This is a genomic window from Pseudomonas sp. AAC (assembly GCF_000725445.1).
In the GTDB taxonomy this organism is placed as follows: domain Bacteria; phylum Pseudomonadota; class Gammaproteobacteria; order Pseudomonadales; family Pseudomonadaceae; genus Pseudomonas; species Pseudomonas citronellolis.
Genome location: NZ_KL647097.1, coordinates 714,044 through 726,163 on the forward strand (window position 1 = coordinate 714,044; position 12,120 = coordinate 726,163).

The 12,120-nt window shown below is 70.2% G+C and carries 11 protein-coding genes; 7 read left to right on the forward strand and 4 right to left on the reverse strand.

The window, feature by feature from the left end; all coding sequences use genetic code 11:
• Both FG99_RS16965 and FG99_RS16970 read right to left on the reverse strand, forming a co-directional pair.
• Window positions 1-1,380 carry a HAMP domain-containing sensor histidine kinase gene (locus FG99_RS16965; RefSeq protein WP_051878968.1) on the reverse strand — a complete coding sequence of 460 codons (1,380 nt, stop codon included), beginning with the start codon at window positions 1,378-1,380 and terminating at the stop codon, window positions 1-3.
• A complete protein-coding gene (locus FG99_RS16970) occupies window positions 1,358-2,068 on the reverse strand; it encodes a response regulator transcription factor (RefSeq protein WP_009616884.1) in 711 nt (236 codons plus the stop codon). Before FG99_RS16970 ends, FG99_RS16965 begins: the two co-directional genes overlap by 23 nt.
• 140 nt (window positions 2,069-2,208) lie before the next feature.
• Between FG99_RS16970 and FG99_RS16975 the strand changes: the two genes are divergently transcribed.
• From FG99_RS16975 to FG99_RS16990, 4 genes are all read left to right on the forward strand, one after another.
• The gene (locus FG99_RS16975) at window positions 2,209-4,983 is read left to right on the forward strand and encodes a response regulator (protein WP_043271278.1); all 2,775 of its coding nucleotides are present in this window, start codon (window positions 2,209-2,211) and stop codon (window positions 4,981-4,983) included.
• An 8-nt stretch (window positions 4,984-4,991) separates the two neighbouring features.
• A complete protein-coding gene (locus tag FG99_RS16980) occupies window positions 4,992-5,981 on the forward strand; it encodes a 2-hydroxyacid dehydrogenase (RefSeq protein WP_043271280.1) in 990 nt (329 codons plus the stop codon).
• A 79-nt stretch (window positions 5,982-6,060) separates the two neighbouring features.
• Entirely contained in the window at window positions 6,061-6,501 is a 441-nt protein-coding gene (locus FG99_RS16985) for a hypothetical protein (RefSeq protein WP_043271282.1), read from the forward strand.
• On the forward strand, window positions 6,498-6,899 hold the full coding sequence (locus FG99_RS16990) for an META domain-containing protein (protein ID WP_009616877.1): 402 nt from the start codon (window positions 6,498-6,500) through the stop codon (window positions 6,897-6,899). Before FG99_RS16985 ends, FG99_RS16990 begins: the two co-directional genes overlap by 4 nt.
• Before the next feature lie 153 nt (window positions 6,900-7,052).
• Here FG99_RS16990 and cadR read toward each other — a convergent pair whose 3' ends face one another.
• Window positions 7,053-7,520 carry a Cd(II)/Pb(II)-responsive transcriptional regulator gene (cadR, locus tag FG99_RS16995; RefSeq protein WP_043271284.1) on the reverse strand — a complete coding sequence of 156 codons (468 nt, stop codon included), beginning with the start codon at window positions 7,518-7,520 and terminating at the stop codon, window positions 7,053-7,055.
• 85 nt (window positions 7,521-7,605) lie between these two features.
• Here cadR and FG99_RS17000 point away from each other — a divergent pair, with 85 nt between their 5' ends.
• From FG99_RS17000 to FG99_RS17010, 3 genes are all read left to right on the forward strand, one after another.
• Window positions 7,606-9,870 (forward strand): heavy metal translocating P-type ATPase, encoded by a 2,265-nt coding sequence (locus FG99_RS17000; protein ID WP_051879001.1) that lies wholly within the window; start codon window positions 7,606-7,608, stop codon window positions 9,868-9,870.
• A 183-nt stretch (window positions 9,871-10,053) separates the two neighbouring features.
• Window positions 10,054-10,455 carry a DUF4398 domain-containing protein gene (locus FG99_RS17005; protein ID WP_043271286.1) on the forward strand — a complete coding sequence of 134 codons (402 nt, stop codon included), beginning with the start codon at window positions 10,054-10,056 and terminating at the stop codon, window positions 10,453-10,455.
• Between the two features lie 45 nt (window positions 10,456-10,500).
• On the forward strand, window positions 10,501-11,280 hold the full coding sequence (locus FG99_RS17010) for a lipotoxin F family OmpA-related lipoprotein LptF (RefSeq protein WP_009616539.1): 780 nt from the start codon (window positions 10,501-10,503) through the stop codon (window positions 11,278-11,280).
• 301 nt (window positions 11,281-11,581) lie between these two features.
• Here the strand turns inward: FG99_RS17010 and FG99_RS17015 are convergent, their stop codons facing one another.
• The gene (locus tag FG99_RS17015) at window positions 11,582-12,100 is read right to left on the reverse strand and encodes an O-acetyl-ADP-ribose deacetylase (RefSeq protein WP_043271288.1); all 519 of its coding nucleotides are present in this window, start codon (window positions 12,098-12,100) and stop codon (window positions 11,582-11,584) included.
• Between the last annotated feature and the right edge of the window lie 20 nt (window positions 12,101-12,120).

Below are 12,120 nucleotides of genomic sequence, written 5' to 3' on the forward strand. Positions count from 1 at the left end.
TCAGGCGGCCGGCAGGCGCAGGTGCATGCGCAGGCCGGGGTTGCCGCGCTCGGCCCAGAGTTCGCCGCCCTGCAGGCGGATGGCGCTGCGGGCGATGCTCAGGCCCAGGCCGAAGCCCTCGCCGGAACGCGCCGCGGAAAGGCGGGTGAAGGGCAGGAAGATGCGTTCCAGGTCGGCGGCCTCCACCCCCGGCCCCCGGTCGGCCAGGCACAGGTGCCAGTAGTCGCCTTCGCGCTGGCCGAGCAGGCGGACGCAACCGCCCTCCGGGGAATGCCGGATGGCATTGCGCAGCAGGTTCTCCAAAGCCTGCGCCAGGCCATTGAGGTGGCCGCGGACGACGCAGTCCGCCGGCACCTCGCAGTGGAAGCGCGAAGGCGCCCAGCCGGACTCGAAGCCGGCGTCCTCCACCAGCAGTTCCCACAACGGCAGGATGGCGACGTCCTCCAGCGGCAGGCGCGGCCGCTCGGTGTCCATCCAGGCCAGCTCCAGGGTGTTGGCCACCAGCCGCTGCATGACTTCCACCTCGCGCTCCAGGCGCAGGCGCAGCGGGTCCTCGGCCGGCGCGCTCTCGGCGGCGACGCGCAGGCGGCTGAGCGGCGTGCGCAGCTCGTGGGACAGGTCGCGCAGCAACTGGCGCTGGAACTCCACGTGGCCGCTCAGGCGCTGGGCCATGTGGTCGAAGGCGCGGCCCAGCTCGCCCAGCTCGTCGCGGCGGACGCTGACCTCGCGGGCGGCGCCCGAGCCCAGGTCGTCGGCGCGCAGCGCGTTGGCGTGCTCGCGCAGGCGCGCCAGCGGGTGGATCAACTGGCGATAGAGCAGCCCGCACAGCAGCAGCGCCAGCGCGGCGGGCACCACCCCATGGGTGAAGATGCGCGCCAGCGTGGAGTAGCCGGCGGGCTTGAAGCGTTGCGGCAGTTGCAGCACCAGGCGGCCGTCGGCGGGGTGCTCGGGGAAGGGAATGCCGATGTAGGGCAGGCTCCGGCTGCGGTTGCTAACCGGCCAGTCCAGGCCGCGCTGGAAGGTCAGGCGCGTGGCCTCCTCGATGCTCAGCGGCTGGCTGCCCAGGGGCTGCAGGCGGCCGTCCAGCGCCACCATCCAGGTCTGCTCGCTGGCCCGCATGCGTGCCAGCCAGTCGTCCACCGCGGCCTCGCCGCCGGCGTTCCAGGCCCGTTCCAGGTCGGCCGCGTAACCACGGAGCACGGACTGGGCCTGGGTATCGAGGAAATAGCCGCGGCGCTCGACCTGGCGGCCCCAGGTCCAGGACAGCCAGATCAGCACCAGGCAGAGCAGCACCACCGGCACCGCCAGGCGCCAGAACAGCGAATGGCGGCTGGGCAGTACCTGGCGCGCGCGCCGCTCACTCGGCACTAGCGAAAACATAGCCCTTGCCCCAGACCGCGCGCAGTTGATGGCGCGCATAACCGATGGACTGCAGCTTGCGGCGCAGGTGGCTGACGTGCATGTCCAGGCCGCGGTCGTGGGCGGTGTAGCCACGGTTCAGCACGTGCTGGTAGAGGAACGGCTTGCTCAGGGTTTCGTCGACATTGCCGAGGAAGGTTTCCAGCAGGCGCTGCTCGGTGGCGGTGAGCGCCGCGGACTGACCTTCCCAGGCCACCTCGCAGGGTTCCTCGCTCAGCCGCAGCCCGGCGTCCGCGGGGCCGGCCGGCAGCAGGCTGCCGCGCTCCAGGGCGACGCGGCGGAGGATGGCGTCGATGCGCACGTTCAGCTCCGCCAGGCTGAAGGGCTTGGGCAGGTAGTCGTCGGCGCCCTGGGAGAAACCGGCGATGCGGTCCTGCTCGGCGCCCAGGGCGGACATCAGGATCACCGGCACGCGCTGCTCGCGGCGCAGCTGGCGCAGGGCCTCCAGGCCGCTGCAGCCGGGCAGCATGACGTCCAGCAGGACCAGGTCGAAGGCCTCGCTCAGCGCCTGGTCGAGCCCCTCGCGGCCGTCGCGGCACCAGGTCACGGCGAAGCCGCGCTGGCTCAGGTGGCTGTGCAGGTGGGCGCCCAGGGTAGGGTCGTCCTCGATGGTCAGCAGGCGGGGTTGGCTGGTGGCGGTCGGCGTCATGACAAACAAGACTTATTCGCGAACGACAAGTATTCATGACAGCGCCTGCCCAGGGCAAGCGCAGCCGTCCGGCGGTCAATGTTCGGGATTCCCGCCCGGCGACCCGCTAAACTGCCCCGAAACCGTTTGGGAGGACGCGCGTGTTCAAGGATCTCGGCATCAAGGGGCGGGTGCTGCTGCTCACCCTGCTGCCCACCAGCCTGCTGACGCTGGTGCTGGGCGGCTACTTCACCTGGGTGCAGCTGTCGGACATGCGCGTGCAACTGATCGAGCGCGGCCAACTGATCGCCGAACAGCTCGCTCCGCTGTCGGCCTCCGCGCTGGACCATGGCGACCTGCCGCTGCTGGAGCGGATCGCCAACGAGGCCCTGGACCAGCCCGACGTGCGCGCGGTGACCTTCCTCAATCCCGAGCGCGTGCGCCTGGTGCATGCCGGGCCGAGCATCCTCACCCCCATGCCCAGCGGCGACGGCAGCCACCTGAGCCTGGTCAGCAGCCTGGACACCACGCACTTCCTGCTGCCGGTGCTGGGCCGCCACCGCAGCCTGTCCAGCACCCCGGAAGAAGACGCCAACCGCCTGCTCGGCTGGGTCGAGCTGGAACTCTCGCACCACGGCACCCTGCTGCGCGGCTACCGCAGCCTGTTCACCAGCCTGCTGCTGATCGTCACCGGGCTGGTGGTCACCGCCCTGCTCTCCCTGCGCATGAGCCGCGCCATCAGCGCGCCCCTGGGGCAGATCGCCCAGGGCGTCGCGCAGCTCAAGGAGGGCCGCCTGGAAACCCGTCTGCCGGCCCTCGGCAGCCACGAGCTGGACGAACTGGCGGGCGGCATCAACCGAATGGCCGAGGCCCTGCAGAGCGCCCAGGAAGAGATGCAGCACAACATCGACCAGGCCACCGAGGACGTGCGGCAGAACCTGGAGACCATCGAGATCCAGAACATCGAGCTGGACCTGGCGCGCAAGGAGGCCCTGGAGGCCAGCCGCATCAAGTCCGAGTTCCTGGCCAACATGAGCCACGAGATCCGCACCCCGCTCAACGGCATCATCGGCTTCACCAACCTGCTGCAGAAAAGCGACCTGACCGTGCGCCAGCAGGACTACCTGGGCACCATCCAGAAGTCCGCCGAGAGCCTGCTGGGGATCATCAGCGAGATTCTCGACTTCTCCAAGATCGAGGCCGGCAAGCTGATCCTCGAGAACATCCCGTTCAACCTCCGCGAGCTGGTCCAGGACACCCTCACCATCCTCGCCCCGGCCGCCCACGAGAAGCGCCTGGAGCTGGTCAGCCTGATCTACCGCGACACCCCGTTGAACCTGGTGGGCGACCCGCTGCGCCTGAAGCAGGTGCTGACCAACCTGGTGAGCAACGCCATCAAGTTCACCCACGAAGGCACCATCGCCGTGCGCGCCATGCTCGAGGACGAGAACGACGAGCGCGCGCAGCTGCGCATCAGCGTGCGCGACACCGGCATCGGCCTGACCAACGCCGACCTGCGCGCGCTGTTCCAGGCCTTCAGCCAGGCCGACAACTCGCTGTCGCGGCAGGCCGGCGGCACCGGCCTGGGGCTGGTGATCTCCAAGCGCCTGATCGAGCAGATGGGCGGCGAGATAGGCGTGGACAGCAGCTCCGGCGAGGGCTCGGAATTCTGGATCAGCCTGAGCCTGCCCAAGGCCCGCGAGGACAGCGACGACAACCTGCCGGCGCCGCCCAGCGGCCACCACGTGGCGCTCTGCGAACCCCATGAGCTGACCCGCGCCGCGCTGCACCACCAGCTGGAGGACTGCGGCCTGGAAGTGCACGAGTTCGAGGACCTCGACGCCCTGCGCGCGGCCCTGGACAAGCCCGCCGACGCCGGCAGCGCGCCGATCGGGCTGGCGGTGCTCGGCGTCAACCTCGCCGACAGCCAACCGGACGTGCTGCGCCAGACCATCCGCGACTTCGAGTTCAAGGGCTGCAAGACCCTGGTGCTCTGCCCCACCGTCGACCAGTCGCAGTACAACGCCGTGCTGCCCGAGGGCCAGGTGCAGAGCAAGCCGGCCTGCACGCGCAAGCTGCAGCACGCCCTCGACCAGCTCCTGCACCTGCGCCCGGCGCGCCAGGACAAGCCCTCGCCGCGGGCCGAGCGCCAGGTGCCGCACCTGCTGTGCGTCGACGACAACCCGGCCAACCTGCTGCTGGTGCAGACGCTGCTTTGCGACCTAGGCGCGGAAGTCACCGCGGTGGACAACGGCCTGGCCGCGGTGGAAGCGGTGCAGCGCGAGCGTTTCGACCTGGTCTTCATGGACGTGCAGATGCCCGGCATGGACGGCCGCCAGGCCACCGAGGCGATCCGCCACTGGGAAGCCCAGCGCGAGGTCAGCCCGGTGCCCATAGTCGCTCTCACCGCCCACGCCCTGGCCAACGAGAAGCGCGCCCTGCTGCAGGGCGGCATGGACGACTACCTGACCAAGCCCATCGACGAGCGCCAACTGGCCCAGGTGGTGCTCAAGTGGACCGGCCTGGCCCTGGCCGGCCGCGGCGTGGCGGCCCAGGGCGCGCGCTTCGCCGCCGACGGCCTGGCCGTGCTCGACCCCGAGGAAGGCCTGCGCCTGGCCGCCGGCAAGGCCGACCTGGCCGCCGACATGCTGGCCATGCTGCTCGCCTCCCTGGCCGCCGATCGCCAGGCCATCCGCCTGGCCCGCGAGCGCAACGACCGCGCCACCCTGATCGAGCGCGTGCACCGCCTGCACGGCGCCACCCGCTACTGCGGCGTGCCGCAACTGCGCGGCGCCTGCCAGCGCGCGGAAACCCTGCTCAAGCAGAACGACCCGCAGTCCGGCGCCGCGCTGGAGGACCTGGACCACGCCATCGGCGAACTGACCCGCGCCACCGAAAGCCATACCGGGCAGCGCACGCCCCACGACACCCATTGAGGCCGGCCATGCGCATCATCCTGTTCAGCAGCCAGAACTACGACCGCGAGAGCTTCCTCGCCGCCAACCCCGGCCACGGCTTCGAACTGCACTTCCAGCAGAGCCCGCTGCGCCCGGACACCGCCGCCCTGGCCATGGGCTTCGAGGTGGTCTGCCCGTTCGTCAACGACGACCTCTCGCGGCCGGTGCTGGAGCAACTGGCGGCCGGCGGCACGCGGCTGATCGCCCTGCGCTCGGCCGGCTACAACCACGTCGACCTGGCCGCCGCCCACGCCCTGGGCCTGACCGTGGCGCGGGTGCCGGCCTACTCGCCGCACGCGGTGGCCGAGCACGCCGTGGGGCTGGTCCTGGCCCTGTGCCGGCACCTGCACCGCGCCTACAACCGCACCCGCGAAGGCGACTTCTCGCTGCACGGCCTGACCGGCTTCGACCTGCACGGCAAGACCGTCGGCGTGGTCGGCAGCGGCCAGATCGGCCAGGTGTTCGCGCAGATCATGCGCGGCTTCGGCTGCCAAGTGCTGGCCTATGATCCCTACCCCAACCCGGCCATCGATGCCCTCGGCGGGCGTTTCGTCGGCCTCGACCAGTTGCTGGCCAAGTCCGACATCATCAGCCTGCACTGCCCGCTCAACGACGCCACCCGCCACCTGGTCAACGCCGACAGCCTGCAACGCATGAAGCGCGGCGCCATGCTGATCAACACCGGCCGCGGCGCCCTGGTGGACACCCCGGCGCTGATCGAGGCGCTCAAGAGCGGCCAGCTCGGCTACCTGGGGCTGGACGTCTACGAGGAGGAAGCGGAAATCTTCTTCGCCGACCGTTCCGACCTGCCGCTGCAGGACGACGTGCTGGCGCGCCTGCTGACCTTCCCCAACGTGATCATCACCGCGCACCAGGCCTTCCTCACCCGCGAGGCGCTGGCGGCCATCGCCGGGACCACGCTGGACAACATCGGCGCCTGGCGCCAAGGTGCCCCTGTCAACCTCGTCGAACCCTGAGCCCCGGGGCCGTGGCCACGCCGCCACGGTCGCGAGTCCGGGCCACTTCCCCTACTATGGGCGGACTTTCGGAGGACCCATGGCTCAACACGATTTTCGCTACAACCTGCTCAACCCGCAACACACGCTGAACGAATGCCGCGCGCTCGGGCCGGGCCTCTACCAGGTCACCGGCAACGGTGGCTCGATCCAGAACGGCGACACCCTGCTGGTCAGCCTCAAGGGCAGCCGCGACCTGAGCATGACGCTGACGGTGGACAAGGTGCGCCACCTGATCAACCCGCCGGGGCAATGGACCGCGGTGGCCAAGGGCCCGGTGTTCAAGGAATTGTCGATCCTCAACTGGCAGGTCAAGTGCGACGGTTGCGGGACCATGCTGGACTTCGAGTTCGCCGTCGACGCCAGCCTCGGCAAGCCCGCCCACGCCCCCGCCGCCGCCGCTCGGATCACCGAACTGGGCTGGACGGTGGACGGCGACCGCCACCTCTGCCCCGCCTGCCAGGCCCGGGGGAACCCATGAACAAGACACTGACGACCCTGCTCGGCGCCCTGCTGCTAGCCGGCTGCGCCCAGCACCCGACGGAACCGGAAAGCGACCAGGCCTACCGCGTGGAATGGATCGGCAAGCGCCCGCTGGTGGGCCGCAGCCACGTCAGCCTGACCTTCGACGGCCAGGGCCGCGCCTTCGGCAACGCCGGCTGCAACCACTGGTTCGCCAGCTACCAGCTGGACGGCGAAACCCTGAGCTTCGGCCAGCCCGGCAGCACCCGGCGGATGTGCGCGCCGGCGCTGATGGAGCAGGAGCAGCGGTTCTTCCAGGCGCTGGGCGAAGTGCAGCGCTGGGAAATCACCGACAAGGGCGAACTGCGCCTGCTCTCGGCCGACAGCCGCGTGCTGCGGATGTGGCCGGAAGATTGAGGCGCCCAGCGGCTCTTCGTAGGATCGAGAGGGACGCCTAGTTCTTGCTCGCGAACGAGGCGTCCGGGGACTCTGTCGCCAGGCCTGAGAGCGCCCTTGCCGGCGCAATCGCGGATGAATCCGCTACGAGGGGAATGCCTACGCTGTTTTTTCTCAATGCCGGCCATGCACCCCGGGCACGTGCAGGTGCCCGGCCTCGGCGCAGGCTTCCGGCACCGCAGAGGGCTCGGCGGGCAGCTGCAGTTCGCGGAGGATGCCGCAGTCCTCGCTGTTGCCGCTGCCGCTGCAGCGGGCGCGCAGGTCCTGCAGTTGCTGGCGCAGCGACTGCAGTTCGGCGATGCGCACTTCCACGTGGTGCAGGTGCTCGTCGATCAGCCGGTTGGCGGTGCCGCAGTCGGACTCGGGGCGGTCGCGCAGGCCGAGGAGGATGCGGATTTCCTCCTGGGTCATATCCAGCGAGCGGCAGTGGCGGATGAACGACAGCCGCTCGACGTGGGCGCTGTCGTATTGCCGGTAGTTGCCGCCGGTGCGCGCCGGCTCCGGCAGCAGGCCCTCGCGCTCGTAGTAGCGGATGGTCTCCACCGGGCAGCCGGTCAGTTTCGCCAGTTCACCGATCTTCATCGCCCTTTCCTCCCGGAACCGCTTGACTCTGTAGTTGCTACAGGGTGTGCAATCGCAAGCATACCGTCAAATGGGAAACGACCTGATGACCGACGCCAACAGCCGCCAGCCTGGATGCGGGCCCTGCTGCCACGACCACGCCCCCGCCGCCGTGCATCGCCATGAACACGAGCATGGGCATGACCACCACCACGAGCGCCCGCGCCACGCCGAACCGGCGCAGCTCGCCGCCGCAGCCGCCGCCACTGGTGAGCTGCGCTGGAGCAGCCTGCGCATCGAGGCCATGGACTGCCCCACCGAGGAGCGCTTGCTGCGCGACGCCCTGGGCAAGCTGCCGGCGGTGGAGCAGCTGGAATTCAACCTGATGCAGCGCCTGCTCAAGGTACAGCACCGCTTCGACAGCCTGGAGCCGCTGCAGAAGCTGGTCGCCTCCCTGGGCATGCAGGCCGAGGCCGTGGAAGACGGCCAGCCGCTCGCCAGCGCCCCGGCCAGGCACAAGCCCTGGTGGCCGCTGGCCCTGGCCGGGGTGCTGGCGCTGGCCGCGGAAGTCTGCGAATGGTTCGCCCTCGGCCCGCAGTGGCTGGTGGCCGGCCTGGCGCTGGCGGCCATCCTCGGCGCCGGCTTGCCGACCTACCGCAAGGGCTGGATCGCCCTGAAGAACCGCGACCTGAACATCAACGCGCTGATGAGCATCGCCGTGACCGGCGCCATGCTCATCGGCCAGTGGCCGGAAGCGGCCATGGTCGCGGTGCTGTTCGCCATCGCCGAGCTGATCGAGGCGCGCTCCCTGGAACGTGCGCGCAGCGCTATCCGCGGCCTGCTGCAGTTGGCCCCGGAACAGGCCACGGTGCTGCGCGACGGGCAATGGCAGGACGTGCCGGCCAAGTCGGTGGCCGTGGGCGAGCGCGTGCGCGTGCGCCCCGGAGAACGCATCGCCCTCGACGGCGAGGTGGTCGAGGGCCGCTCCAGCGTCAACCAGGCGCCCATCACCGGCGAGAGCCTGCCGGTGGAAAAGCAGGCCGGTGAACCCCTGTTCGCCGGCAGCATCAACGGCGAGGGCGCGCTGGAGTATGCGGTGAGCCGCGGCGCCGACGACAGCACCCTGGCGCGGATCATCCACGCCGTAGAGGAAGCCCAGGGCTCGCGGGCGCCGACGCAGCGCTTCGTCGATCAGTTCGCACGTATCTACACGCCGGTGGTGATCCTCATCGCCATCGCCACCGCGCTCATCCCGCCGCTGGCCTTCGGCGGCGCCTGGCTCGACTGGGTGTACCGCGCCCTGGTGCTGCTGGTGATCGCCTGTCCCTGCGCGCTGGTGATCTCCACCCCGGTGACCATCGTCAGCGGCCTGTCGGCGGCGGCGCGCGTCGGCATCCTGATCAAGGGCGGGGTGTTCCTCGAACTGGGCCGCCAGCTGCAATGGCTGGCCCTGGACAAGACCGGCACCCTCACCGAAGGCCGCCCGACGCAAACCGACTTCCACGGCCTGCGCGGCGACGAGGCGCGCGCCCGGCTGCTGGCCGCGAGCCTGGCGGCACGCTCCGATCACCCGGTGTCCCAGGCCGTGGCCCGCGCCGCCGAGGCCGATGGCCTGGCGCTGTACGGCGTCGACGCGCTGGAGGCTATCCCCGGCCGGGGCGTGAAGGGCGTGGTCGACGGCCGCCTGCACCACCTGGGCAACCATCGCCTGGTGGAGGAACTGGGGTTGTGCTCGGCGGCGCTGGAAGCACGCCTAGATGCCCTGGAGCAACAGGGCAAGACCGTCATCGTGCTGCTCGACGACGAAGGCCCGCTGGCCCTGTTCGCCGTGGCCGACGCGGTCAAGCAGACCAGCCGCGAGGCCCTCGTCGAGCTGCACGGCCTGGGCGTGAAGACACTGATGCTGACTGGCGACAACCCGCACACCGCGGCCGCCATCGCCGCCCAGGTGGGCATCGACCAGGCCCGCGGCAACCTGCTGCCCGAGGACAAGCTGCGCGAGGTCGAGCAGCACCAGGCCGGCGGCGCGCGGGTGGGCATGGTCGGCGACGGCATCAACGACGCCCCGGCCCTGGCCCGCGCCGACATCGGCTTCGCCATGGGCGCGGCGGGCACCGACACGGCCATCGAGACCGCCGGCGTGGCGCTGATGGACGACGACCTGCGCAAGCTGCCGCAATTCATCCGCCTGTCGCGCCGCACCCACGCCGTGCTGGTGCAGAACATCAGCCTGGCGCTGGGCATCAAGGCTGTATTCCTGGCCCTCACCCTGGCCGGCCTGGGCACCCTGTGGATGGCGGTGTTCGCCGACATGGGCGCCAGCCTGCTGGTGGTGTTCAACGGCCTGCGCCTGCTCCGCCTGCGCTTCTGAAAGCCGCGCCGCAGACATGGCCGCCCCGCCGGGCGGCCATTTTTTTTGAACCCTCGGACAAGTCCTCAAGTCCCCAGTAGTACCTGGCCATCACGGGACAACGCCGCAGCGCAGGGCTGCGAACGGCCGGGCCGGGCACCGCCCGCTGAGAATCCGCGTTCCCCAGACGAGAGGACTCGAACAATGGAACTGAAAACACCCCAACCCCGCCTCGCCTTCCTGCGCACGGGCCTGCTGGCCGGCCTCGGCGCCCTGGCCCTGGCCGGCTGCGCCGGCAACCCGCCGAGCGAACAGATGGCAGTCACCGAATCGGCGGTGAACGCCGCGGTCAGCGCCGGCGGCCCGCAATACGCGCCGCTGGAGATGAAGACCGCCCAGGACAAGCTCGCCCAGGCGCGCATCGCCCTCAACGACAAGGAATACGAGCAGGCCAGGCGCCTGGCCCAGCAGGCCGAATGGGACGCCCGCGTGGCCGAGCGCAAGTCGCAGGCGGTCAAGGCGCAGAACGCCGTCAAGGACGCCCAGCAGGGCGTGATGGAAATCCGCGAGGAAGGGCTACAGAAGCTCCAGCAGCCACAGCAGTAGGCGCCCTTCCCCATTCCCCCCTCCGGATCATTAAGGACGACAGCCATGCGTAAACTCATCGCCCTCCCCGCCCTCTCCAGCCTGGCGCTGCTGCTGGCCGCCTGCGCCCACGAGCCCAACGCCAACCTGGAGAAGGCCCGCAGCGACTACTCCGCCCTGCAGGCGCAACCCCAGGCCACCCAGCTCGCGGCCCTGGAAACCAAGGACGCCGGCGACTGGCTGGCCAAGGCCGACAAGGCCTACCGCGACGGCGAGAAGCAGCAGGACGTGGACCAGTTGGCCTACCTGACGCAGCAGCGCATCAACCTGGCCAACCAGACCATCGCCCTGAAGAGCGCCGAAGGGCAGCTGCAGAACGCCTCGGCGCAGCGCACCCAGGCCCGCCTGGACGTGCGCACCCAGCAGCTCAAGGAGCTGCAGGCGAAGCAGACCCAGCGCGGCACCCTGGTGACCTTCGGCGACGTGCTCTTCGACCTCGACCGCGCCGACCTCAAGCCCGAGGCCAGCCACAACATCCAGCAACTGGCCAGCTACCTGCAGCAGAACCCCGAGCGCAAGGTGCTGGTCGAGGGCTACACCGACAGCAGCGGCTCGGCCGGCTACAACCAGGGCCTGTCCGAACGCCGCGCCGACTCGGTGCGCATGGCCCTGCTGGCCCAGGGCGTGGACCCGGCGCGGGTGACCACCCGCGGCTACGGCAAGGACTACCCGGTGGCGAGCAACGCCACATCCTCCGGCCGCGCGCAGAACCGCCGGGTGGAAGTGACCATCTCCAACGACGCCAAGCCGGTGGTGCCGCGGTCGTCGGTGAATAGCGATTACTGACGCGGCTATCCATGTAGGAGCAGACCTTGTCCGCGATAGCCGGAACCACCGGCCCGCTTCGCGGATGAGATCCTACGGTTCCAGGAAGCACGGCTTTTCGTAGGATGGCGTTGAGCGAAGCGATACCCATCACCACGGCAGCATGGGTATCGCAAGCTCAACCCATCCTACGAAGAGCTCCTCGGCGCAAGACAGTTGCTCCTACGCCGCCCCACCCGCACCTTTCCCATGTAGGAGCGCGCCCTGCGCGCGATTTCGCGGGCAGGGCCCGCTACGAAGAGCACCTCGGCGCAGTCGGCGCCTACGCGCCACCCCGCAACAGGCGCCGGTAGAGTTCGGCCATGTCTTCGGCGAAAGGCACCAGCAACAGGCGTTGCAGACTGCTGCCGGCGGGGCGCTGGCGGCGCAGTTCGGTGATGGCGATGCTGGCCGCCGCTTCCAGGGGATAGCCGTAGATGCCGCAGCTGATCGCCGGGAAGGCGATGCCCTCCAGCTCATGCTGTTCGGCCAGCGCCAGGCTGTTGCGGTAGCAGGCGGCGAGCAGGTCCGGCTCGCCGTGGCCGCCGCCGCGCCAGACCGGGCCTACCGTGTGGATGACGTGGGCGGCGGGCAGGCGGAAGCCGGGGGTGATCCTGGCCTCGCCGGTCCTGCAGCCGCCCAGGTTGCGGCAGTGGTTCGCCAGTTCCGGGCCGGCGGCGCGGTGGATGGCGCCGTCCACGCCCCCGCCGCCGAGCAGCGAGCTGTTGGCGGCGTTGACGATGGCGTCGATGCGCAGGGTGGTGATGTCGCCCTGCCAGACGTGGATTTCGGGGTTGCTCATGGTCGCGCCCTCCAGGTTGC

What these genes read in the sequence shown, in the direction of transcription:
- FG99_RS16990 (WP_009616877.1), top strand. Translation starts at nt 6,498, where the DNA reads ATGAACAAGACACTGACGACCCTGCTCGGCGCCCTGCTGCTAGCCGGC.
- cadR (WP_043271284.1), bottom strand. Translation starts at nt 7,520, where the DNA reads ATGAAGATCGGTGAACTGGCGAAACTGACCGGCTGCCCGGTGGAGACC.
- FG99_RS16970 (WP_009616884.1), bottom strand. Translation starts at nt 2,068, where the DNA reads ATGACGCCGACCGCCACCAGCCAACCCCGCCTGCTGACCATCGAGGAC.
- FG99_RS17015 (WP_043271288.1), bottom strand. Translation starts at nt 12,100, where the DNA reads ATGAGCAACCCCGAAATCCACGTCTGGCAGGGCGACATCACCACCCTG.
- FG99_RS17000 (WP_051879001.1), top strand. Translation starts at nt 7,606, where the DNA reads ATGACCGACGCCAACAGCCGCCAGCCTGGATGCGGGCCCTGCTGCCAC.
- FG99_RS16985 (WP_043271282.1), top strand. Translation starts at nt 6,061, where the DNA reads ATGGCTCAACACGATTTTCGCTACAACCTGCTCAACCCGCAACACACG.
- FG99_RS17005 (WP_043271286.1), top strand. Translation starts at nt 10,054, where the DNA reads ATGGAACTGAAAACACCCCAACCCCGCCTCGCCTTCCTGCGCACGGGC.
- FG99_RS17010 (WP_009616539.1), top strand. Translation starts at nt 10,501, where the DNA reads ATGCGTAAACTCATCGCCCTCCCCGCCCTCTCCAGCCTGGCGCTGCTG.
- FG99_RS16965 (WP_051878968.1), bottom strand. Translation starts at nt 1,380, where the DNA reads ATGTTTTCGCTAGTGCCGAGTGAGCGGCGCGCGCGCCAGGTACTGCCC.
- FG99_RS16980 (WP_043271280.1), top strand. Translation starts at nt 4,992, where the DNA reads ATGCGCATCATCCTGTTCAGCAGCCAGAACTACGACCGCGAGAGCTTC.